Annotated in this window: 21 protein-coding genes and 1 other annotated feature; of the genes, 2 read left to right on the top strand and 19 right to left on the bottom strand. The window is 54.2% G+C overall.

The features are described 5' to 3' along the window. Positions 1-69 precede the first annotated feature (69 nt). From JET16_RS18805 to JET16_RS18765, 9 genes are all read right to left on the bottom strand, one after another. Positions 70-1,218 carry an FtsW/RodA/SpoVE family cell cycle protein gene (locus JET16_RS18805; RefSeq protein ID WP_199618550.1) on the bottom strand — a complete coding sequence of 383 codons (1,149 nt, stop codon included), beginning with the start codon at positions 1,216-1,218 and terminating at the stop codon, positions 70-72. A 9-nt stretch (positions 1,219-1,227) separates the two neighbouring features. Then, positions 1,228-2,019, bottom strand: a complete 792-nt coding sequence (gene minD / locus JET16_RS18800) for a septum site-determining protein MinD (protein ID WP_199618548.1) — start codon at positions 2,017-2,019, stop codon at positions 1,228-1,230. 6 nt (positions 2,020-2,025) lie between these two features. Beyond that, positions 2,026-2,703 (bottom strand): septum site-determining protein MinC, encoded by a 678-nt coding sequence (gene minC, locus JET16_RS18795; protein ID WP_199618546.1) that lies wholly within the window; start codon positions 2,701-2,703, stop codon positions 2,026-2,028. Between the two features lie 90 nt (positions 2,704-2,793). After that, positions 2,794-3,327, bottom strand: coding sequence for a rod shape-determining protein MreD (mreD, locus tag JET16_RS18790; RefSeq protein WP_199618544.1), 534 nt, complete (start codon positions 3,325-3,327; stop codon positions 2,794-2,796). Between the two features lie 11 nt (positions 3,328-3,338). Beyond that, the gene (mreC, locus tag JET16_RS18785) at positions 3,339-4,199 is read right to left on the bottom strand and encodes a rod shape-determining protein MreC (RefSeq protein WP_199618542.1); all 861 of its coding nucleotides are present in this window, start codon (positions 4,197-4,199) and stop codon (positions 3,339-3,341) included. Positions 4,200-4,266: 67 nt separating this feature from the next. Then, a complete protein-coding gene (locus JET16_RS18780; RefSeq protein ID WP_199618539.1) occupies positions 4,267-5,304 on the bottom strand; it encodes a rod shape-determining protein in 1,038 nt (345 codons plus the stop codon). Positions 5,305-5,534: 230 nt separating this feature from the next. Beyond that, positions 5,535-6,224 carry a RadC family protein gene (gene radC / locus JET16_RS18775; RefSeq protein ID WP_325176723.1) on the bottom strand — a complete coding sequence of 230 codons (690 nt, stop codon included), beginning with the start codon at positions 6,222-6,224 and terminating at the stop codon, positions 5,535-5,537. A gap of 109 nt (positions 6,225-6,333) precedes the next feature. Beyond that, positions 6,334-6,936: a Maf family protein gene (locus JET16_RS18770; RefSeq protein WP_199618649.1), complete on the bottom strand. Its 603-nt coding sequence runs from the start codon at positions 6,934-6,936 to the stop codon at positions 6,334-6,336. Between the two features lie 32 nt (positions 6,937-6,968). Next, complete coding sequence (locus JET16_RS18765) at positions 6,969-7,211, bottom strand: DUF4321 domain-containing protein (RefSeq protein ID WP_199618536.1); 243 nt, start codon at positions 7,209-7,211, stop codon at positions 6,969-6,971. Positions 7,212-7,390: 179 nt separating this feature from the next. On the opposite strand from JET16_RS18765, the gene JET16_RS18760 reads away from it, so the two are divergent. Further along, the gene (locus JET16_RS18760) at positions 7,391-8,686 is read left to right on the top strand and encodes an N-acetylmuramoyl-L-alanine amidase (RefSeq protein WP_199618533.1); all 1,296 of its coding nucleotides are present in this window, start codon (positions 7,391-7,393) and stop codon (positions 8,684-8,686) included. An 88-nt stretch (positions 8,687-8,774) separates the two neighbouring features. Here JET16_RS18760 and JET16_RS18755 read toward each other — a convergent pair whose 3' ends face one another. The 4 genes from JET16_RS18755 to JET16_RS18740 form a co-directional block, all read right to left on the bottom strand. Beyond that, positions 8,775-10,166 carry an SPOR domain-containing protein gene (locus JET16_RS18755; protein ID WP_199618519.1) on the bottom strand — a complete coding sequence of 464 codons (1,392 nt, stop codon included), beginning with the start codon at positions 10,164-10,166 and terminating at the stop codon, positions 8,775-8,777. An 83-nt stretch (positions 10,167-10,249) separates the two neighbouring features. Further along, positions 10,250-11,644, bottom strand: coding sequence for a UDP-N-acetylmuramate--L-alanine ligase (gene murC, locus JET16_RS18750; RefSeq protein ID WP_199618516.1), 1,395 nt, complete (start codon positions 11,642-11,644; stop codon positions 10,250-10,252). Positions 11,645-11,649: 5 nt separating this feature from the next. Beyond that, complete coding sequence (locus JET16_RS18745) at positions 11,650-12,993, bottom strand: bifunctional folylpolyglutamate synthase/dihydrofolate synthase (protein WP_199618508.1); 1,344 nt, start codon at positions 12,991-12,993, stop codon at positions 11,650-11,652. A gap of 6 nt (positions 12,994-12,999) precedes the next feature. After that, positions 13,000-15,675 carry a valine--tRNA ligase gene (locus tag JET16_RS18740; RefSeq protein ID WP_233531868.1) on the bottom strand — a complete coding sequence of 892 codons (2,676 nt, stop codon included), beginning with the start codon at positions 15,673-15,675 and terminating at the stop codon, positions 13,000-13,002. Between the two features lie 43 nt (positions 15,676-15,718). Then, positions 15,719-15,957: a binding site (T-box leader), on the bottom strand. A gap of 110 nt (positions 15,958-16,067) precedes the next feature. Between JET16_RS18740 and JET16_RS18735 the strand changes: the two genes are divergently transcribed. Further along, on the top strand, positions 16,068-16,232 hold the full coding sequence (locus JET16_RS18735; RefSeq protein ID WP_199618506.1) for a hypothetical protein: 165 nt from the start codon (positions 16,068-16,070) through the stop codon (positions 16,230-16,232). 494 nt (positions 16,233-16,726) lie between these two features. On the opposite strand, the gene JET16_RS18730 is transcribed toward JET16_RS18735, so the two are convergent. From JET16_RS18730 to hemE, 6 genes are all read right to left on the bottom strand, one after another. Beyond that, positions 16,727-17,800 (bottom strand): LysM peptidoglycan-binding domain-containing protein, encoded by a 1,074-nt coding sequence (locus JET16_RS18730; protein WP_325176722.1) that lies wholly within the window; start codon positions 17,798-17,800, stop codon positions 16,727-16,729. Between the two features lie 148 nt (positions 17,801-17,948). Continuing rightward, on the bottom strand, positions 17,949-18,563 hold the full coding sequence (locus JET16_RS18725; RefSeq protein WP_199618504.1) for a DedA family protein: 615 nt from the start codon (positions 18,561-18,563) through the stop codon (positions 17,949-17,951). Positions 18,564-18,715: 152 nt separating this feature from the next. Then, positions 18,716-20,023, bottom strand: coding sequence for a glutamate-1-semialdehyde 2,1-aminomutase (gene hemL / locus JET16_RS18720; protein WP_199618501.1), 1,308 nt, complete (start codon positions 20,021-20,023; stop codon positions 18,716-18,718). 51 nt (positions 20,024-20,074) lie between these two features. Then, positions 20,075-21,529 carry a protoporphyrinogen oxidase gene (gene hemG, locus JET16_RS18715; protein WP_199618498.1) on the bottom strand — a complete coding sequence of 485 codons (1,455 nt, stop codon included), beginning with the start codon at positions 21,527-21,529 and terminating at the stop codon, positions 20,075-20,077. Positions 21,530-21,535: 6 nt separating this feature from the next. After that, complete coding sequence (hemH, locus tag JET16_RS18710; protein ID WP_199618625.1) at positions 21,536-22,477, bottom strand: ferrochelatase; 942 nt, start codon at positions 22,475-22,477, stop codon at positions 21,536-21,538. Positions 22,478-22,509: 32 nt separating this feature from the next. Further along, a complete protein-coding gene (hemE, locus tag JET16_RS18705; RefSeq protein WP_199618491.1) occupies positions 22,510-23,577 on the bottom strand; it encodes a uroporphyrinogen decarboxylase in 1,068 nt (355 codons plus the stop codon). Positions 23,578-23,671: the final 94 nt, after the last annotated feature.

Genomic DNA, 23,671 nt, shown 5'->3' with positions numbered 1-23,671 from the left:
AGGGCTTTCTTCAAAGTGTCCACCAACAAGGTCACAGTTCATTTGTCCGAACGGTTTTCTTTAACATGCTTATTCTTCCAGAGGTTCTTCTCCATGAATACGGATGCTGATCGCCAGTCCGATGGACAGCATGTTGATCAATAGTGAGGAGCCTCCGTACGACACGAAAGGCAGCGTAATTCCAGTCAAAGGAAGCAATTCCAAAAACATGCCGATGTTTTGGAATATTTGGAACACGAACATCGAGACGATGCCGATGATGATATACGATCCGCTTTTGTCTGGAGTTTGTATCGAGATGAGTATGAGCCGGTAAATGAGCAAAAAATAAAGCAGCAGCAAGGCTGACGAGCCCATAAAACCGAATTCTTCCCCGACCACGACGAATATCGAATCGGAGTACGTGTACGGGATGAAACGGTTGTGAACGGAATCGCCGTTCATGTAGCCTTCGCCGAACAGCGCCCCCGAGGCAATCGCACTCAACGAATTGTCCAGATGATACGTATCCGCGGACTGCGGGGTTAAAAAGGCGTCAATCCGGTCCATCCAATGTCCCGAGCCATGATCCTCCAAAAATTGTTCAACCTGATCGTGGTATGACGTTACAAGGAACAGGATGCCCGCAATGATCGAGGCTGCCACAGCCGTGCCCGCCAAGACGTGCAAAAACTTGATGTTTGCAATCCACAGCATCCCGAGCAAAATAATGATGTAGATCATCGCATTCCCGAGGTCCGGCTGAATGATCACGAGAACGAACGACACCGCCACGACGGCCACCGTCAGAAAAACGTCGCGAATAAGCTGGAGCGGCTCACCGGCTCTGCGCGCCAATATATAAGCGACTATAAGGATAAGAAAAAGCTTCTGCAATTCGGCGGGCTGCACGCTCATGCCGATGCCCGGCAGTTCGAACCAGCCCCGCGCTTGGTTGATTTCTTGGCCGAAAAAATATACGGCTATAAGGAGCAGGACACCGGCGCCGTACAAGTAAGGCGCGGCTTTTATGAGCAAACGGTAGTTCAGCAGCGAAGACACTCCGAGCACGCCGAAACCCAGCACGTAGTAAAACAATTGGCGAAAATCGTAACCTGCCAGCTTCGGATAATCCGCGACAGCGCTCCGGATTATCAACGTGCTGATCGCCATGAACATCCCGAGAATGATAAGGACGGTCCAATCCACCCGCCGCAATTTATCCATTACTATTCTCATGCTTGTCCGTTATCCCGCGAAAAATCTTTTAATCCGCTGCAGCATGCCCGTCTTGGCTTCAAGCGGCATAAGCGGAACCGTATCGCCAAGGATGCGCCGCGCGATGTTGCGGTAAGCGATCGCCGCGCGGGAATCCGGATTCATTACCGTCGGCTCCCCGCTGTTGGCCGCTTTGATCACATGCTCGTCGTCCGGAACGAGTCCCAGCAAGTCGATGGCCAGCACGGAGCAAATTTCGTCAATGTCCAGCATGTCTCCGCGCTTCATCATGCCGGGTCGGATACGGTTAATGATCAGCTTGGGCGAGTCAACGTTTTCTTTCTCCAACAGCCCGATAATTCTGTCCGCGTCGCGAACCGCGGACTTTTCCGGCGTAGTCACGACGATCGCTTTGTCCGCGCCCGCTACCGCGTTCTTGAATCCTTGCTCAATACCGGCAGGGCAATCGATAACGACGAAATCGAAGTCCTTCTTTAATTCAAGCACGATATCTCTCACTTGCTCCGGAGAAACCGCGTGTTTGTCTTTCGTCTGCGCCGCCGGGAGCAAATACAATTCCTCGAACCGCTTGTCTTTGATGAGCGCTTGCGGAAGGCGGCAGCGGCCTTCGATCGCGTCGACGAGATCGTAAATGATGCGGTTTTCGAGTCCCATGACGACGTCCAAATTACGCAATCCGATATCCGTATCCACCATGCAAACTTTTTTGCCCAACAGCGCCAATGCCGTACCGACATTAGCCGACGTCGTCGTTTTTCCGACGCCGCCTTTCCCCGAAGTTACGACTATCGCCTCTCCCATGTCCGCTCACTCTCCTTTGCGTTGTCCCAAATTCGGTTTTATTCTATGAAGCTGATGCATCTTTTCGATTTCCATAACGCCTTCGTGCAAGTAGGCGAATTCCATAAACGCTTCCTGAAATCCCCATTCATCGGGGGGACGGGACACGACTGCGGCTATACGAAGCTGCGTCGGGCCCAGATGAGAAGCCGCGATCACCGCATCTTCATTCCCGTCTACGCCGGCATGAGCCAAACCGCGAAGCGATCCCAGTACAAAAATGTTGCCCGCGGAAATGATCGTTCCCCCTGGATTGACGTCTCCCAGCAGAAGCACATCCCCCTCCGAGCGAAGCGTCTGTCCCGATCTTACGATTCCAGAGATCGTCTTTACTGCGGGAAAGGCCGATGAAGCGGCGGCGTTTCCCGCTGCCGCATCCGGGTCGCCTTCGATGGACTGCACCAATAAGTTGCCTCGCTGATGAAACGGAGAACGAAGGCTCTCCTTCACTTCATCCGTCAAAGGGCGTTTCCCTGTTTTAAGGAAAATATGGACAAGCGGGCCATGAAGAAACTGGCTGTGCGTATGTTCAAGTTTGTGTTGAAGTTCGGACAGCACCTCCGAGAGCGGGGCTGCGTCGTCCAATACAAAGAGAAGCCCTTCTTTAATACCTTTGATGTTAACTAACGATTTGGCATGTGGCATACGTGTCGAAACGTCCTTCCTGTAGCCTAACCATTCGGCTTCCGCTCCTGAAAATCCTGCCGGGGCTGAAAATATCCGTTCGGCATTCGGTCAATTCTCTTCCGGTTCCCGGGCGGAGAGAGGCGCCTCCAGCCACTTTCGTGCCGGAAAGTACAAGATTAACGCAAGCAGGAGATCGACCAACAAGCTTGGCAGCATCCCTTGTAAAAATGCCCATCCGAACTCCAGATTTGTTATGTTGAACAGCCGGTACAATGCGTATAAAGAGGATTCGAACAAGAGCAGAGACGCGAGTTGAACGATAAACACGGAAAACAAGTTTACGGCGTTGTTTTTCAACAGCAAGCCGGCGGCGTATCCGGCAAGCGCAAACGTGAAGGCGTTAGCGCCAAGCATATGCCCGAAAAAAACAACATCCTGAAGCAAACCGAACGCGACGCCGACCATCGCCCCGGCATGCCTGTTTACAAGAATCCCTATATAGATAACTCCTACTAGAACAAGCCTCGGGAATAACAGCATCTCGCTGCGCCACTCCGGCGGTATGATCCAGGGAAAAAAAGAAGATTCCAGCAAAAAAAACAACAGCAGCGCCAGAACGACGAGTATCCATCTCCTCACCATAGCACCACCCGTCAATTCTCCGGCACTTCGACGACAAACACTTCGCGCAGCTTCGTAAACTGAGCGGCGGGTTTGACCATCGCGTTGTAAGTCAATCCGAATTGTCCCACATCTCGCGACACGACGGTCCCGATAACCAAGCCGTGCGGAAACAGTTCGCCCAAACCGGACGTAATTACGGTGTCGCCTTCACCCAGCTGCTTATCGCCAGGATCGATCTTTGTCATAACCAGCAGGCCGTTTTCTTTGTCGTACGATTCAATCATCCCGAACGAGTCGGTTTCCGAATCCTTCACCGTTGCGGATATCGCTTTCGTACCCTCCACGCCGTTTAAATCCGTGATCAGCTGCACATTGGAGGTGAAGGGAGTCACCCGGACGATTCGTCCGATCAATCCGTCGACGGTAACGACGGCCATGTCGGTCTTCATTCCGTCCCTTTCTCCCAAATTGATTTTCACGGTCGAGTTATACGGATCCGGGCTTACGCCGATGACCTCCGCAATGTGATATTTATAATTGTCGGCATTTTTTTGGCGTTCCGTGAATTCAAGAGCCTCTTTCAAACGTTCGTTCTGTGCCTGCAAATCGTTCAAACGCGCCGTGTCCCGGGCGTATTGCGCCAATGTGAGACGGAGCGTCCGATTCTCTTCATAGATGATTTTCAACATCCGGATGTCCTCAAAAAAACCGGCCACGGAACGCACCGGTTTGTAGATGAGGCCTTGCCCGAAAGCGACGGTATCGGCCACAAATTTTTCCGGCCAGCTTACCCCGCCTCGGCCGCCGAGCGTAAAGCCCATCACCGCAATAAAGACCATAATCGCGACGAGCAATATAAACAGCCGCTTGTTCCCCATGAGTTTAAACATGTTCTACACCCTCTCACCGCGTTTCATTGCCTTTGCTATCGCGGCGATTCCGATAATGTTTTACGGATTACCGTCTCGAGCGTACTGCCAAACCCGGTCTCGACTTAAACAGATGAATGTTTTCGAGCGCTTTGCCGGTACCGATTGCAACGCAATCGAGAGGATTCTCGGCAACGACGACAGGCATTCCCGTTTCTCTGGCAAGCAGCTTGTCCAAATTGCGAAGAAGCGCGCCGCCGCCCGTTAAAACGATGCCTCTGTCCATAATGTCGGCGGACAGCTCTGGAGGACATTTCTCCAACGTGACCTTCACCGCGTCGACAATCGCATTCACCGTATCGGACAGCGCGTCGGTCACTTCATCGGCCGAAACCGTAAGCGTCTTCGGCAATCCGGAAACCAAATCGCGGCCCCGAATCTCCATCTCCTGCTTTGATTCCATAGGCAGAGCGGATCCGATCTCCATCTTCATCTGTTCCGACGTGCGCTCGCCGATCATTAAGTTATATGTCCGCTTGATGTATTGCATGATCGCTTCATCCATCTCGTCGCCCGCAACCCGAATCGAACGGCTCGTGACGATGCCGCCGAGCGAAATGACGGCAACCTCGGTCGTTCCCCCGCCGATGTCCACCACCATGCTGCCGGTCGGCTCCCATACGGGCAAGTTGGCTCCGATCGCCGCCGCGAACGGTTCCTCTATCGTATACGCTTCCTTCGCGCCCGCTTGCCGGGTTGCGTCTTCCACAGCCCGCTTCTCTACGGCGGTAATGCCGGAAGGAACGCAAACCATAACGTTCGGATGGCGCGGAAACACCGAGCGCTGTTTTTGAGCTTGTTTGATAAAATATTTGATCATCGTTGCGGTCGTGTCGAAATCCGCAATAACGCCGTCTTTCATCGGGCGGACCGCGCGAATGTTGCCGGGAGTCCGCCCGATCATCCTCTTCGCCGCTTCGCCCACCGCTTCAATCGTCTTTGTATCGGTACGCAGGGCCACCACGGAGGGCTCCCTTACGACAATGCCTTTCCCTTTAACATATACGAGCGTATTCGCCGTACCCAGGTCGATGCCGAGGTCTCTAGTGCTGAAACCGCCGAACATAGTATGAAAAACTCCCTTCTAAGTACAAACCTTGATGTTGAATATCTTATTTTAAACATCAGAAAGTAAAAGTTCAAACTAGAACGCCTTTCTAATGTTGCAAGAAAAACTTCCTCTAATCGCGGTCTGGCTGCTTTGAATGTGCTTCGATGAAGTTTTTCTTATTATAAGCAAAGTTGAAAACCCATAACAAGGGTTGATCCGGCGATTCAAATAATATCCATCAAACGTCACATATAACCTTGTTCCTTCAAGCTGACGAACCGGTTGTCTCCGATAATGACATGATCCAGTATGTCTATCCCTATAATATGGCCCGCTTCCGTCAACCGATTCGTAAGTTGAATGTCCTCCGCGCTCGGCGTCGGATCGCCGCTGGGGTGGTTATGGACGCACAGTACGGATGCGGCGCTCCGTTTAATGGCGGCGCGAAACAGCTCGCGCGGATGCACGATGGTCGAATTCAAGCTTCCGACAGATAAAGTTTCCCGTCCGATGACATGATTTTTCGTGTTAAGAAACAAGCATACGAAATGCTCCTGCCGCAAATATCTCAAATCTTCCATTACAAGTCGGGAGACGTCCTGAGGTGAACGAATGACCGGAGCTTCTTGTACCGTGGTTCTAGACACCCTGCGGCCCAACTCAAGCGCGGCTTGAATTTGCAGCGCTTTCGCGGTCCCTATCCCTCGCATCTCCCGCAATTGATCGACGCTCGCATCGACAAGGCCGCGAATTCCGCCGCATTCTTTGAGCAGCCGGGCGGCAAGCGTAACCGCCGATTCGTTGCGGGTGCCGGTGCGCAGAAGTATGGCGAGCAATTCGGTGTTGCTCAAGCCGGCCGCTCCGAAGGCGGCCATGCGCTCCCTCGGCCTCTCCTGTTCCGGCACTTCGCGAATCATAAGATTGGTGGCGTACATGAATTCCCCTCTCTCGCTCCATGAATACTTCAAATTATACTGGAGCGATGAAACGGGGACAACGAAATGTTGTATATAACGGCAAATATTACCGTTAACTGAGAGCTTGCTACAATACGCGAATATCCATTTCCTCCAACATATCCGAAACCATGGACAGCGGCAGTCCTACGACATTGAAATAATCGCCTTCGATTCGGTCCACAATCGTCGCGCCGATACCTTGAATCGCATACGCGCCTGCTTTATCCTTCGGTTCGCCAGTCGAGATATAACGGCGAATCCGTTCCGCGTCGAGGCGTTTCATCCATACGCGAGTCACACGGTGCGATGTTAACTTCCGGCCGCCGACCGCATCGATGAGCGCGACGCCGCTGAACACTTCATGGTCTCGGCCTTGCAGCATCGACAACATGTCCGCGGCATCCGCTTCGTCCTTCGGCTTGCCGAATACCCGCCCGTTCAACACGACGATGGTGTCGGAACCGATCACGACGCCTTTGCGTTCTTCTTTCGGCAGCGAGCCGATGACGGCGAAAGCTTTGCGCTCCGCCAACGTTTCCACGATTTTGGCCGGATTCCACTCTTCGTCGACCGTCTCGTCCGCATCGCTCGGAATAATGCGCACAGGCAGTCCGAGCGAGCGGATCAGCTCCTGCCGCCGGGGTGACGAGGAAGCCAATATGAGTTCCGTTTCCTTCTCCACAATAATCCTCCTAAGATCATCTGTTGCGTTATTCTGCGTTACATTTTTCGGTATACCAAAAACGCCCCTGCCAATCCGAGCACGCTTGCCAAATTTAGTCTAACCGCAAACTTCAAATCGTACCGCACCACCTGCAAATCCGCTTTCGGTTCCCATCTGATTTCGGCGGATTTCGTAAGAAATGACAAAGCCGGCACGTCTGAAAGCAGTTCGGCCAAGATGGTTCCGGTCAACAGCCCGGCAAGCAGCACGACGATCAAGGTCAAGTTGTTTTTCTTCACGAAGTCGATCTCCTGTCTTTGAAACAATCTATCATCATTATATGAATATTGTTTTTCAAAGTACATGAGCTTATTTGCCCCGAATACTTCGAACTTCAATCGCACCACAAATTTAGTACATCTTACCTGCATACTTCTCCTAGCAACACTAGTAAAATGATTGTCGGGAGGGGTATTTTTTGAGAGGATACATCACGACGCTATTACTGATCGCCGGCCTCGTTTCATCTCCTTACATAGGATTTGCCGCTAAAATAGTGATCGACCCGGGTCACGGCGGAACCGATCCGGGCGCCGTAGGCGTAAACGGATTGTACGAGAAAACGGTCAACGACGAAGTCGCCTATCGTTTAAAGGATGTACTGCTTGAAAAAGGATACGAAGTCGTCATGACCCGCGAAACCGATAAAAGCATGACGCTGCAAAGCAGAGTGGAAATCGCCAATTCGTCCGACGCCGATTTGTTTGTTTCCGTACATGCGAATTCGCATCCGTCGTCATCCATTCGGGGTACCATGGTATTGTATCACGACGAACGGTATCCGAATCCGAATTATCCGGCAAGCGAAGAAATGACGAAGCTGACGCCCGAAAGCCGAAAGTTGGCGCAATCGGTGCTTTCCTCGATGCTTGAGACGGTTCCGAATGTGAACCGGGGACTTGTGCCGAGCTCGGCATATGTCGTTCGGATGGGCAGCATACCAAGCATCCTTGTGGAATTGGCGTTCCTTTCCAACGCGCAAGACGCTCAGATGCTCGCATCGCCCGGCATCCGCAGCAAGTATGCCGAAGGAATCGCAGCCGGCATTATCCGCTATTTGCCGCCGGTGTTTCGCGACATAGGAAAGCATTGGGCGAAAGACTCCATCATCCGGTTACATAACGAAGGCATCGCGCAAGGCAGCAATGGGAGCTTTTATCCTAACAATGAATTGACACGCGCCGAACTTGTCGCTTTCGTCGATAAAGCGTTCGGTTTGAAGGAAGAAGTCGTCACCGCTTCGGCCGATGCGCAAGTTTCCGTCAACGGGGATACCGTAACGGAAGACGTATACGGCGACAATACGGACACGGAGCCGCCACCTGCGGTTTTTGCGGATTTGCCGAACAACCACTGGTCATACGCTTCGATGGTCGCCGCAATTGAAAACGGCGTCATCCGCGGGTACCCCGACGGAACGGTCAGACCGGACCAACCGGTTACAAGAGCGGAAGTGGCGGCCGTATTCAGCCGCCTGTCGGAAGATGACGCGGTTATTTCTCAAGTAAGCAAGAATAGCGCGTTCCGGGATGTTGCGGCGGATTACTGGGCACACAGCGCCATTATGCGATTATCGTCGCAAGGCATCGTTCAAGGGATTGCGGCCGGCGTGTACGGACCGGACCGGTTCGTTACCCGCGCGCAAATGGCGACGATGATCGACCGGAAGCTGAATCAAACGTCTACGGCGGCGTTCGCCGCAAATGTGCAGTGACGGCCGCGGTTTTTGTATGTCTCCGGCCGGCATTTTGAACAAGCGATAGGGCTGCCCCCGTCAATCCGAACGGGAGCAGCCCTCCTTCTTACTTCAACGCTATCGTGGTCAAGAGCTGCTTCTCTGCAATGACATAGTCCATGATGGCGCTTTGCGCGCTCCATAACAAGGCCGTACTCGGATTAGCGGAGTACTCCTGCATGGCGACTACGGCATTGCGGACCGCGCCGTCCATTCTCTTAAACATGGGCTGAGCTTCGGCCGGCAATCCGGATAATGCATCGGCCGACAATTGCATGAAGGAACGATGCTCCGCCAACACCTTCTCGACCGTCGACTTCTCCGGAGCCGTCGGTTCGGCGCCGTCCAAGTGAACGAGCGTCAAATCGCCGATCATCCGGATCATTTCGCTCCCCTGGTTTAAGTAAGAGGATAACGTCTCCGCCCCGTTTTCCCCGGCCCACCGGACCTGCTTCACTTCTGGTAAGTTGTATTTTTTGATAAACACTTCAATGCCGTCGTCTTGCAGCCTCCGGCTGACGCGCAGCGCAGCGTCGCGGTTTGACGTCACGCCCGCGTACACCCAGAAGCTGCCGCTTTCTTCAATCGTCGCCGCCAACCCTTTGCTCTTCATTTGGTCGGCGAGCATTCTGGCGTTGTCCAACGTGCTGAACTTGCCGTTCTGAAGCAAATACAAATCCCTTGTCGGAATGTTGATGGCAGCGAAAGCCGCCTCTTCGGACGCTTCGTTAACCGCGGCGCCCGCAGCCGCGCTCTGGCTTGTATCCGACGCGGGCAGGGATTGCTCGCCTTGCAGCGGATTGGAAGCCGACCGACCCCCCGGGTCTCCGGTAAACATGGATAACACGAACGAGCCGAAAAGAACGCCCGTAGCGATCGCGCCGACGACAGAAGCGCCCACCTTCCACCAAGAACCGCCATCGCGCGTTTCATAATGCGCGGATTTCTCATAACGGCGGTGGTTGCGGGGCTGCACATATCCGCCCTCGGCGTATGAATCATCCTCACGCTCATCCGGTTCATCATCTTCCGGCTGCCGTATCCGGCCTCGTTCATTTGCCGGAAGACTTCGTTCGCGCCTGCCGATCGGCTCGTCCGTCTCCCGGATGATCCGCTCCAGCCGTTCGACCTCTTCCGACGGATTGCTGCTCCATGCTCCGTAGTCGTACGGGTATGAGTTCAGCGTCGAAACATCCGCCGGCCCGGTTCCTTCCTTCGAATCGGCATGTTTGGACACCGGATGCCGTTCTTCTATCACAATCGTATCTTCCGCCAGCCGAAATTCATCGTGACGCAGCGGAATGACGTTGCTGCGCTGCACTCTCTCATCCGCTTCCCGAACAGTCGGGCCTTGTTTCGATTGCTGCGTCGTCGTATCGGGCGCGTTCGCTTCCGCCGCGGCTTGTCCCGTAGTCTTGCGCGCCGATTCGAAGCGGTACGTTATTCTCGCTTTGCTCATTCGTCTCGCTCCCTTGTCCAATCGTTTCCCTATCAATCTATGATAGTGGGAGCGAGATTATGCTGAGCTTTTTTTGAAGCCGTTTATCCTTGGAGACCGCTCGATTTTTTCTCCAGGGCGGCCGCGAGTTCTTTCGCGACTTTCCATATGTCGCCCGCGCCCATCGTCAGCACGAGATCCCCGCTCTTTACATATCCTTTGAGAAACTCTAGCACTTCTTCCTTCGTCGAGATGTGCCGCACGTTGGCGTTGCTGTTTTGGCGGATCAATTCGGAGAGCTTCGCCGCGGACACGCCTTCAATCTGATGCTCGCCTTCGGGCGAATAAATATCGACCACGATGACCTCGTCCGCTTCCGGGAACGCTCTGCTGAACTGATCCAGCAAGAAGAAGGTCCTTGTATACCGCTGCGGCTGAAATACGGCGATAATCCTCTTCCCCGTCACCTTCGCCGCAGCGATTGTCGCCACGATTTCCGTCGGATGGTGCGCGTAATCGTCGATTACAATTACTCCGTTGACGTCGCCCAGCACTTGAAACCTACGCTTCGCGCCGCGGAATTCCTTGAGCGCCGCCGCGGCTTCGACGAAGGGCAAACCCGCCTCCAGAGCCACAATCATCGTTGCAAGAGCGTTGTAGACGTTATGTTTCCCGGGCACGGACAGCTCCACACGGCCAAGCTTCACTCCTGCGCGCACTACGCTGAATTCGGCTTTGCGGTCTCCGAGCCGGACGTCCTCAGCCACATAATCCGCAGCTTGTTCGATACCGTAAGTAATGCAATCGGTTTTCGACGAAGCCAGCAGCTCGGTCACGACGGAATCGTCGGTGCATACGACGGCTTTGCCGCCCTCTTTCACCTGATTGAGGAAGCGGGCGTAAGCCGATTTCAGCTTCTCAAAGCTTCCGTCGTAATATTCCAAATGGTCCGCTTCAATATTGGTAATGACGGCGATCGCCGGCTGGTACTGCAGGAACGAACCGTCGCTCTCGTCCGCTTCCGCAACGACGTAATCTCCCTTGCCCGCTTTCGCATTGTTGCCCACGTTCATAATTTCGCCGCCGATAATATAGGTCGGATCAATCCCGCATTTTTCCATTACAAGCGCAATCATGGAGGACGTCGTCGTCTTCCCGTGCGCTCCGGCAACCGCAACGCCTTTCTTGGCGTTCAATAAGCGGGCAAGCATCTGGGAGCGGTGAATGACGGGAATGTTCAGCGCTTCCGCGGCCGTTCTTTCCACATTATCTTTCGCAGCGGCCGTTGTGTATACGACGAGATCGGCGCCTTCCACATGCTTCGCTTCATGCCCGATATACACTTTCGCTCCTTTGGCGGCAAGCTTCTCGGTAAGCTCCTGCTGCGCCACGTCGGAACCCGAAACGTGATAACCCATCTCCAACAGCACTCTGGCAATAGCGCTCATGCCGTAGCCGCCGATGCCGATGAAATGTACATGTTGCTCGGATGTGCTCATAGTTTTCACCAACCCTTTTCGCTATCGGTCTGATTGAGGATCCATGAACGGGCGTCGGACAGAAAGTAGAGGGAGCCGGTCACGACGATCAGATCGTCGGACGCAACGCCGGCCTTTGCCCGCTCCAACGCCTCTTTCCAATCCGGCTCGATCACGATCTCCAACGGAGCGTTCGACTCCCGTTTCCATTCACCCGCAGCTTCCGCCAGTTCGGTTGCGGCCGCTTTTTTGAAAAATTGAGGTTCCGTTACGATCAAAGTATCCACAATAGGTAGTATATGCCGTAAATATTCTCTGTGATTCTTATTGCGGACCATGCCGAGCACAAAATGCAGCTTTCGGTACGAATATACCGATTTCAACGCTTCAGCGAGCGCCTTCGCTCCGTCCGGGTTGTGCGCGCCGTCGAGCAGTATTCGCGGCGATTGCGAAACCATCTCGAGCCGGCCCTTCCACGCCGTGCGTCTCGCAGCCGCGTACAAATCTTCTTCTTCGATGATGAAAGCGTAATATTGCCGCAGCACTTCGATCGTCATTAGGGCGACGGCGGCATTCGCTTGTTGGTGCGCGCCGTCCATAGTAATGGTCACGCCCGTCATGGAACGGAACGGACCGTGAAAATCGAACGTCTGGCTTCCCTGCTTCACTTCGCGCGTTTCGTAGCGGAACTGTTCTCCCAAAACATACAGCGTGCTTTTCTTCGCGGCCGCGGTTTCGCGCAGAATCTGCAAGGCGTCCGGATCGCCGACCGCCGTTACGACGGGAACGCCGGATTTAATAATGCCCGCTTTCTCTCGGGCGATATCGGTAATGTGCTCGCCAAGCACATCGGTATGATCGTATCCGACGTTCGTGATGACGGAGACGAGCGGAACCACGACGTTCGTCGAATCGAGCCGGCCGCCGATTCCGGTTTCCCAAACCACAAAGTCGGGGTAACAAATTTCCGCGAAATACAGTATCGCGATCGCCGTGCTGATTTCAAACATTGTCAGCGCGCCGAATTCGGCTTCCATCTCGTCGGCAAGCCGCTTGACCCGGTTAGCAAGATCAACGACAGTCTCCTCCGGAATGTCTTCGCCGTTATATTGGATTCGGTTCGTATATTTCTCAAGAAAAGGCGACGTAAACACGCCGATGTCATATCCGGCGGCCCGGCATAAGGAGCCGAGGAACGCACAGGTCGATCCTTTGCCGTTCGTGCCGGCCACATGAATGAACTTCAGGCGGCGGTGCGGATGGCCGAGGCGCTCCATGAGCGCTTCCATCCGCACAAGTCCCGGTTTGATGCCTTTTTGCAGCATCAACCGGGTAATCCACTCCACCGCTTCCTCATAGGTGCGAAACATTGACGATTACCCCTTTAGCTCGGCGATACGCGCGATCACTTTATCGCGTTTGTCCGCGTAATCTTTCATCTTGGCGCGCTCTTCTTCGATCACGCTAGCCGGCGCCTTCGCCATGAAGCCTTCGTTGGCAAGCTTCTTCTCGACGCGCTCCACCTCCGCATGCAGCGTCTTGAGCTCTTTCTCCAGGCGCGCAACTTCCTGCCCGATGTCGATCAAGCCCGCAAGTGGCAAGTACATTTCAGCGCCGGTAACAATTGCGGACATCGCTTTATCGGGAGCGGCGGCACCGGTATCGATCGAAAGGGCCGACGTGTTGCAGAAGCGCTGGACATACTCGCGGTTGCGTTCAATAATGGCCGACGTCTCCTGATCGGCCGGCTTTATGATTAGCTCGATCTTCTTGCCGGGCGGCACGTTCACTTCGGCACGCACGTTGCGGACGGCGCGGATCATGCCCATAAGCAGCTCCATCTCCGCCACCTCGTTCGGCGCCTCCCACTTGGCATCCGGCTTCGGCCACGCCGCAAGCGTGATCGTCTCGCCCTCTTTAGGCAAGTGCGACCAAATTTCTTCCGTAATGAACGGCATGAACGGATGCAGCAGCCGCAGCGTCTGATCCAATACATAAGACAGAACGCTCTGCGTGCGGCGCTTCGCCGCCGGATCGTTCCCGTACAACGTGAGCTTCGCAAACTCGATATACCAGTCGCACAGATCGTCCCAAATAAAGTTATACAGCGCCCTGCCGGTCTCGCCGAATTCGTACTCGTCGAGCAGCCTGGTCACTTCGCCCGCCGTCTCGTTCAACCGGTGGAGAATCCAGCGGTCCGCGGTCGTCAATTGGGAAAGGACGTCTCCTTCAAGGGCAACCGGCTCGTAATTTTCCAAATTCATCAGGGCAAAACGCGACGCGTTCCATATCTTATTCGCAAAGTTGCGGGCTTGCTCCACCCGCTCCCACCGGAAGCGCAAGTCTTGGCCCGGCGTTATTCCGGTCGAGAGCATGTAGCGCATCGCATCGGCACCGTATTGGTCGATCACCTCGAGCGGATCGACGCCGTTGCCGAGCGACTTCGACATCTTGCGCCCCTCCGCGTCGCGGACGAGACCGTGTATGAGAACGTCGCGGAACGGATTGCGGTCCGTAAATTCCAATGCCGTGAAAATCATGCGCGCAACCCAGAAGAAGATAATGTCGTAACCGGTAACGAGCACGTCGGTCGGGAACCGCTTCTTGAAGTCTTCGGACTGTTCGTCCGGCCATCCGAGCGTCGAGAACGGCCACAGAGCGGAAGAGAACCACGTATCGAGAACGTCGTTGTCCTGCGTAAGCTTCGAACCGCCGCAATGAGAACACGAAACCGGCTCTTCCATCGATACGGTCTCCTTGCCGCAATCGCCGCAATACCATGCGGGAATCCGGTGACCCCACCAAAGCTGCCGGGAAATGCACCAATCCCGAATATTTTCGATCCAATTCAAATACGTTTTCTCGAACCGGTCGGGCACGAAATTGACGCCGTTCCCGCTCTTTTGCGCTTCAATCGCCCGTTCCGCGAGCGGCTTCATCCGGACGAACCACTGCGTGGACAAGTACGGCTCAACGACCGCGCCGGTACGCTCGCTATGGCCTACTTGGTGCGTATGCTCCTCAATCCGCAGCAGAACGCCTTGCTCCTTCATATCCGCGACGATTTGCTTGCGGCAGTCGAACCGGTCCATGCCGGCGTATTTGCCCGCATTCGGATTCATCGTTCCCGATTCGTCCATGACGAGCACCTGCGGCAAGTCGTGCCTCAATCCGACCTCGAAATCGTTCGGATCGTGAGCCGGAGTTATTTTCACCGCACCGCTGCCGAACTCCTTCTCCACATATTCGTCTGCGATAATCGGAATTTCGCGGCCGATGATCGGCAGAACGAGCATTTTGCCAATAAGATGCTTATAGCGCTCGTCTTTCGGATGAACCGCGACGGCGGTGTCGCCGAGCATCGTTTCCGGACGCGTCGTGGCGACCGTAATATGGCCGGAGCCGTCCTTCAACGGATATTGGAGATGATATAGAGCCCCTTGCACTTCTTTATACTCGACCTCAATGTCGGACAGCGCCGTCCTCGCCGCGGGGTCCCAGTTGATAATATATTTTCCGCGATAGATCAGGCCCTTTTCATATAGGCGGACAAATACTTCCCGAACGGCGCGGGACAAGCCTTCATCCATCGTGAAGCGCTCGCGGGAGTAATCGAGGGAAAGCCCCATCTTCGCCCATTGTTTTCGGATCGTGCCGGCGGAAAGCTCCTTCCATTCCCACACTTTCTCCAAAAATTTCTCGCGGCCCAAATCATATCTAGTAACGCCTTCCTGCCGCAGGTTGCCCTCGACTCTCGCTTGCGTCGCTATCCCCGCATGGTCCGTACCCGGAAGCCATAACGCATCGTAGCCTTGCATCCGCTTCGCGCGAATAATGATATCCTGCAGCGTGAAATCCAAAGCGTGTCCGATATGAAGCACACCGGTCACGTTCGGCGGCGGAATGACGATCGTGAACGGTTCCGCGTCCGGCAATCGTCCCGCCTTAAAGTATCCTTTATTCACCCAATGATCGTACCATTTGTTTTCCGCCGTCTTCGGATCGTACGTCGTGGGCATGCTCAGCCCATCTTGTTTAATTTCCTGCGTCATGGCTCACCCTCCTTAAAAAATGCAACAAAAAAACCTTCCATCCTCAAAGGACGAAAGGTTTTGAATTCTTCCGTGGTACCACCTTCATTCCGAAGCAAACACGTGCAATCGCGCTTCGGCACTCGTTCCAATAACGGCTGGGACCGGCCCGAACTACCGACGGTTCATACGGGCGACTCCGGGGCGACTTCTGCATTTCGCAACCTGCGGAACCTCTCAGCCTCTGTCCGGCTCCGCTCTCTGAAGGGCTTCCTGCTTACTACTCCCGTTCAATGTCTTTATTCATCATGATATCCTGTTTTCATGCATATATTCCTTATGATACCCGCTAATTATGGAAAAAGTCAAATGGGCAAGAGCGGGTCAGCCGGCTTCCGAAGGGGGTGAAAAGCGTGCCGAGATGGTGGTGGAAAGTCCGGTACGGCGTGAAAACCGTCATGTTTCCCTTAATATGCGTCCAGTTTGCTCGAACGCTCATTTTGCCCAACCCGCTTGATGTCTTTATTCTGTTCGTATTTTTCCTAGTGTTTCTAGGATTTCTATTTAATTTTTACTGACGGGGGTCACACATGGCGAATATCTGAAATTCTCGGGAATCAAATCTTCGTCAACCGCAATGCTCTTCTTCTCCGTATCCGCCCGGGAACCGGTATCAAATAGAATAAGGTCAAAAGTTGAGCCTATGTTTACGAATTAGGTCTAAAATTGACCCTATACACTCGCGCGATTTATTTCTCTGGCTCTACACCTGGCATCCCGGGCATAATAAGGTCAAAAGTTGACCCTATGTTTATAAATAAGCTCAATAATTGACCCTATACACTCGCGCGATCTATTTCTCTTGCCCTACACCTCTCATCCCGGGCACAATAAGGTCAAAAGTTGACCCTATGTTTACGAATAAGCTCAATAATGAGGCTATCGATTTATTGCGGACTGTTCAACCGTCCTTCCGGCCACACCGTCCGACCTGTTGTTGAAATCGTAATTTCGGTTACAAAAAAGGAGAGCAGCCCAAAAGAGCTTCTCTCCTTTTTTTTTGCGGACCTCATTAAGGTATATAGACGACTTGACCTTCCTGTAAATATTGCTCGTTCAACCGGTTGTACAGCATCAATTCCCGCGGGTTTTTCTTATACCGTTCCGCGATCGTTTCGATCGTGTCTTCTTTCTGAGCGATGCACATTCTCACTTTGCGGAACCGGGGCTCATCTTCCGAGGCGCTTAGGAACAGCTTCTTCCACTCCACGCGTTCCCTGCCCTCCGAATCGGCGCTTCCTTTGACGCCGGCTGCGGCAGCCACAGGCTGAGCGTTCGAATCATCGGCGCCGGTTGCGTCCGTTTGCGCACCCTCTTCACGAGCCGCCCCTTCGGGCGAAGCCGAAAGCAGCGTGTTCACACCGCTAAACTGCGATTGTTGAATCTCCTCCTCTGCAGGTTTGCCGGAGAAAGCGATCTTGATTTCTTTCTTTTCCTCGGGGACTTCCGTAGCGGTCGCTTCCGTTCCGGCCGTTTCAACGGTTTCATCGACAGGTTCATAAACGGTCTCATTGACAGCCTGTGTTACGGTTTCTCCCGGAACGCTGTCGCGTTCCACCGTTTCGGGCGCGGCCGGTGCCGCCTCATATTCCGGTGTGCTTTGCGGTTGTGCCGCCGCCGCGTAAGCCCCGGTCCAATCGGATTGAACCGAAGTTGCGGCGTCGTCCGCCCGGTGTGTGAAGACGACTTCCTCCTCCCGCCAATCCGCAGTTGCGCTGTTCACCATTTCTATGCCGTTCAATGACAGCACGCCTGTGACGTTCAAGCTTCGTGTGGACAGGAGATCGACATCGAAATTTTCGATTTCGACGCTGATGTCGTTCACATTGTGAATACGGTTCATCGGCAATGTAATTTCTACGGGAATACTGTGTGTCAAATGCTCTTCTCGCCGCGATTCATCCACGCTCGTATAACTGCCGGATAAAAGCAAATTTCCTTTGAGAACCGCCTGCTCGCCTTGACGATCCACAGTGATTTCCGGAGACAGCTCGATGCTTGTCAATTCCTTAATTCCGGCTCCGTCATCAGGCAGATGAACGCGCTCGTAAATATCGAATCGCAGTCCGGATGATTGTTGGGACACGGTATTTCCTCCCTTCGCATAAATGGCTCATTACCATGTATATGGGTCAAGCGGCTGTGCCATGCATGCGAAATGCAATCGGATGGCAGTTCATGTCAGTGGTCATCCGCACGCACGATATGCGTTAGCGATTCCGTGGATGGGCATGTTAACGGTAATGACGACGGTTACGTATGAGCCATCTTACGACGAGGAACACGAGCAATATCGCTCCCAATCCGATGAACGCAAACTTTAAATATTTTTCCACGAGGCTAAAGACGAACTCCCACTGTTCTCCGAAAATATAACCTATTGCAAAAAAAGCGATAACCCACAAACAAATACCCGTATAGGCATAAATAACGACAGTGCGGTAAGGAATGCGTATGATTCCAATGAAATATCCGATAAACTGCCTGACCCCGGGAATAAAAAAACATATGAGCAGCAATTTATCCCCGTACTTGTCATAATATTGACGCGTCTTCCGTACATGGGACGGTTTTAAAAACAACAGCCTGCCATAACGCTCGACCAGCGGCATTCCGAGTCTATACCCGATAAAATAAGTAATTGTGAGTCCCAACAGCGAACCCGTCAATGCCAGTAAGAAAGCGGGCGCCAAATGGAGTACGCCTTTATAAGATAAATAACCGGTATAAGTCAGAGTGCTGTTTCCCGGAGGAATCGGCAGCGCAATAAAATCCAAAGGCAGCCCGACCAGCAGTACAAAGTACCCGTATTGCGCGAACAGCTGCTCGACTACATCTAACAGGCTCATATCGGCTCTCCGTTGCATGAATTGAATAATGGTATTGTACAGCAAGAACATTTTACCTGAATATACCATAAACGGCGCTGGCCGAATATATGCCTGCAATAAAGGAAGACCTTCCATTTCGAAGAAGGTCTTCTTTCCGCTCATACAGCCGCTTATACCGTTTCAAGCTTCAGCGCTTCATAATGGGCTTCGATCGTCAACTCGATATCCTCGTCGGAATGGGCGGTCGAAACGAACAACCCTTCGAACTGGGAAGGCGCGATGCTCACACCGCCGTCAAGGAGACGGGAGAACACTCTGTTGAAACGGGCCAAATCGGACGTCTTCGCCGAAGCGTAATCCACAACCGGGACATCCGTAAAGAACGGACAAATCATCGATCCGACACGGTTAATTGTGCAAGGAACACCGAATTCCTTCGCGTTGCGCCCGAGACCTTCCTCCAGACGGGCCGATTTACGTTCAAGCTCCTCATACACGCCGGGCTCGCCCAGCAAGCGCAATGTCGCAAGTCCCGCAGCCATCGCGAGCGGATTGCCCGAAAGCGTTCCCGCTTGATACACGGGGCCGCTCGGGGCGATCATCTCCATGATTTCGCCGCGGCCGCCGTAAGCTCCCACCGGCAATCCGCCGCCGATCACCTTCCCCATGCAGGTCAAATCCGGCGTAATGCCGTACAGCCCTTGCGCGCTGTGAAGATGCACCCGGAATCCCGTCATCACTTCGTCGAAAATCAACAACGCCCCGTGTTGCTTTGTAATGTCTCTTACAGCCTGTAAGAAGCCCGGCTTCGGAGGAACGACGCCCATATTCCCGCCTATCGGTTCGATAATGACGGCGGCGATTTGCTCTCCGAAGCGTTCGAAAGCGGCGCGCAGCGGTTCGGGATCGTTGAAAGGCACCGTAATCGTATGTTCCGCCACGCTTGCAGGGACGCCCGGACTGTCCGGAAGCCCCAAAGTCGCGACGCCCGAACCTGCTTTGATTAACAAGGCGTCGGCATGTCCGTGGTAATTGCCTTCAAACTTCAGGATCTTCGGGCGGTTCGTAAATCCTCGCGCCAGGCGGAGAGCGCTCATGGTCGCTTCCGTTCCCGAGTTCACCATCCGAACGATTTCGACGGAAGGCATCCGCTCGCAAACGAGCTCCGCCATCGCCGTCTCAAGCTCCGTGGGCGCTCCGAAGCTTGTCCCCTTCGATGCGGCTTCGCCGATCGCTTTAAGCACTTCGGGGTGGGCGTGACCCAAGATAAGCGGTCCCCATGAGCCGACGTAATCGATATAGCTGTTGCCGTCTATGTCATAAATACGCGATCCGGCGCCGCGCTCGACAAAAAACGGCGTGCTCCCGACCGATTTGAAAGCGCGCACAGGGGAATTCACTCCGCCTGGGATGACGCGTTTCGCCCGTTCGAACGCTTCCCGGGATTGATTTATCAGTCTGCTTTGTTGACCGTTCATGGGTCGCCACCTATCCTTCCGTTAAATGCGTATAGTAAAATGATCTTCAACTCAAGGAAACGAGACGTAATCCGCCGCGGCGCGAACCGCTTCCTGCGCTTGACGAATACAGTCGGGCAGCCCGACCCCTTCGTATGCGGCACCCGCGACGAATACGCCGGGCAAGTCCCGCCGGAGCGCTTCCCGCAGCGACTTGACTTGTTCCACATGACCGACCGCGTATTGAGGCATCGATCTCGGAAGCCTGTTTATTTCGACATATTCGGGCTCCGCGCGGATGCCGGTCAACTCGGCGATATCTCTTCTTACTTCGGAGATTATTCGATCATCGCTCATTCCCAACCAACGTTCATCGTCGGATCGCCCGACGTAACATCGGATAACGGCTTTGTTCTCCGGCGCGACGTGCTCCCACTTCGAAGACGTCCACGTGCAGGCCGTAATGAAGCGTCCTTCTATCTTCGGGACGACAAATCCCGATCCCTCCAATTGCTGCTGCACGTCTTCACGCCGGTACACAAGCACGATATTCGCTACGGAAGCGTAGCGCATCTCCTTAAAGCTTTCCGCTTCCGTCACGTCGGGGATCATTCCCGCCAAAGCCGGCGCCGGCGCCGTCACGATGACGGCATCAGCTTGAAGCGCCGAACCGTCGGCGGAGAGCAGGAGCTCCGGCCGGCCCCCATTATTGCGAATACGTTTCACCTGCGTGCCCGTGCGAACTTCAACGCCTATTTCATCGATCGTTGCCGCCAACTTTTCTACTAACGCAGATATACCTCGGCGATAACTTAGAAAGACGCTGCCTCTAAGAGATTCCGGTATCATCTCTTCATTGGAGGATCCGGTGCGCGTTGCGCCCGCGCCGCGGCTCATGCCGGCAATAAGGCTGCCGTATTTGTTTTCTATCGCGCGAAATTGCGGGAACGTCGCCAATAAACTGAGACGGTCCGCATCGCCCGCATAGACGCCGGACAGCAGCGGTTCCGCAATGCGTTCGACGACTTGCCGCCCCAGCCGGCGCTTGAGAAAACCGCCCAGCGACTCGTCTTCGGCTTTCTTAGCGCCCGGCAAGACGAGGTCCAAGGCGGCCCTCATTTTTCCGGCCAAGGAGATCAGTCCGGACGTAACGAACGGCATCCACCGGGTCGGTATTCCGAGCACCAATCCTTGCGGAATCAAGTGCAGCTTTCCCCGAAATAAAATATACGTCTTCTTCGCCGACGGATTCGTCCGGACCAGCTCGCTTTCCAATCCAAGCTCTTTGGAAAGTTCAATAACCGCCAATTTTCGGGCCAAGAACGAATCGGGGCCCCGTTCGATGACGAAACCGTCGCGCCGGAGCGTCTCGACTTTGCCTCCAAGCCGCTCCGACGCCTCGAGCAGCGTCACTTCAACCGGCCGCCCCGCTTCGCGAAACGCCTTGACCGCGTAATATGCGGCGCTAAGCCCGGTAATGCCGCCGCCGACAACGACGACCTTCGCCGCAGTGCGTTCATCCGCCATTGCGCATCAACCTTCCTGAAGAGCACGGCTTTGGGAGCGTATGACGTCCGCCAACGTTTCCATATACAGCGGCTCCGTGTTCAGCATTTCCGTGCGTTCCAAGCGCATGCCCAGCTTCCTTGCCAGCGCTTGCGCCTCGATATCGAGATCGTAGAGCACCTCAAGATGATCGGATACGAAGCCGATCGGACAGATGAGCGCGTAGTCGACGCCCTCCTGCGAATGAATGTGCTCCAATTGTTCGAGTATATCCGGCCCAAGCCAAGGCTCTCCCGTCTGACCCGCGCTTTGCCAAGCAAACTGCCAGTTTTCGACCCCGGCGCTTTCCGCGACCGCTCTCGCCGTTTCCGTCAATTGATCCGGATACGGGTCGTTCATCTGCAAGATGCGTTCCGGCAAGCTGTGCGCCGTAAAGAGCACCCGGACCTCCTCCGGGTCCACTTCCGTAAATCGATCAAGCGCGCGTTTCACACGATCCGACAGAGCTTTAATCAATTTCGGGTGGAGATGGTAGCTTTCTACGAATACCATCCGGACTCCCGCTTCTTCAGCTGCCGCTTGCGCGCGCTTTATATAACCACCGACACTCATAATAGAATAATGCGGAGCAAGCACGACGCCGACCGCTTCCCGAACGCCGTCGCCCGCCATGGCTCGTACTCCGTCCTCGATATACGGCCCCGCATGCTTCAAGCCTTGATAGCATACAAACCTCGTACCCGGATCACTGCCGTTTAACGTATCCTGCAGAGCGGCGACTTGATTGTCCGTATTTTTGCGAAGCGGAAAAAAGCCGCCTACAATCGCTTCGTAGCGGCGTTTGAGATCTTGAAGCTGATCTTGCGTCGGCGGCTTGCCTCTGCGGATGTGAGTGTAATACGCTTCAATTTGATCCAAGCTCTCAGGCGTGCCGTATGACATTACCAACACGCCCACCGTTCTCGGCACTTCTTTCATGTTCCCGTTTCCGTTCACGCCCGTCACATCCTTTGCTCGCCGGATACGCGTTCCGCGATTCGTTTTTCCGAATACTCGCGTACGAACTCGGTCAATTCCCGAAGTTTATCCAAGGACGCCTCCGGAAACAGTCCGTGCCCTAAATTGAATATATAGCCGGGCTCGTGCAATCCTTCGTCAATGATCGCGGCGGCCTGCGCCTTCACCACGTCCATGGGAGCCGTCAGCACGTACGGATCAAGGTTTCCTTGAACGGCGAACGTTCCTCCGAGGCGCCTTCTGCCTTCTTGGACCGACACCCTCCAATCCAATCCGATTACGTCCGCCCTCACGTTGTGAAGAAGCGGCAGCAGCTCGCCGGAAGCGACGCCGGGGAAGTATATTTTAGGCTGCGGCAGACCGGAGAGCTCTTGAAAAATACGCTCGATCGTCGGCAGCACATAGGTCGAGAAGTCTCGCGGCGACAGAGCTCCGACCCAGCTGTCGAACAGCTGCACCGCTTTGCTGCCGTTCGCAAGCTGCGCCTTCACGTACGCCACGACCATATCGGCGAGCTTATCCATTAACGCCTGCCATACATCAGGCTCGCCGTACATCAACGATTTGGTCAAAATGTAGCTCTTCGACGGACGGCCTTCGATTAAATAACTAGCGATCGTAAACGGGGCTCCGGCGAAAGTAATCAAAGGGATTGTCAGTTCCCTGTCCAAAATACGGATCGTCTCCAATACATGCGGCAAGTCCCCTTCGACGTCGATCGGCTTAAGCTTCTCCACATCCGCCCGGCTGCGGATCGGGTTGTGAATGACGGGGCCGACGTTCTTGACGATATCGAAATCGATGCCGATCGAAGCGACCGGATTCATGATGTCCGAATATAGAATAGCCGCGTCCACTCCCAGTTTGCGGACCGGCATCAGCGTGATTTCCGCCGCAAGCTCGGGCTGCTCGCATATTTCAAGCAGCGAATATTTTTCTTTAATCTTCCGGTAATCGGGGTCGTATCTTCCCGCTTGGCGCATATACCAGACCGGTACGCGCTCCGTGGCTTCCTTTCGGCAAGCTCTCAAAAAAAGATCGCAGTAACTCATAATTTCTCCCGTCTATGAAATAGTGCGAAAATAGTTNGCGCATATACCAGACCGGTACGCGCTCCGTGGCTTCCTTTCGGCAAGCTCTCAAAAA

It is taken from the genome of Paenibacillus alkalitolerans, from assembly GCF_016482785.1.
GTDB classification, from domain to species: Bacteria; Bacillota; Bacilli; order Paenibacillales; family YIM-B00363; genus Paenibacillus_AE; species Paenibacillus_AE alkalitolerans.
Note: the sequence above shows the minus strand (reverse complement) of the source record. Positions and strands in the feature narration are given on the sequence as shown.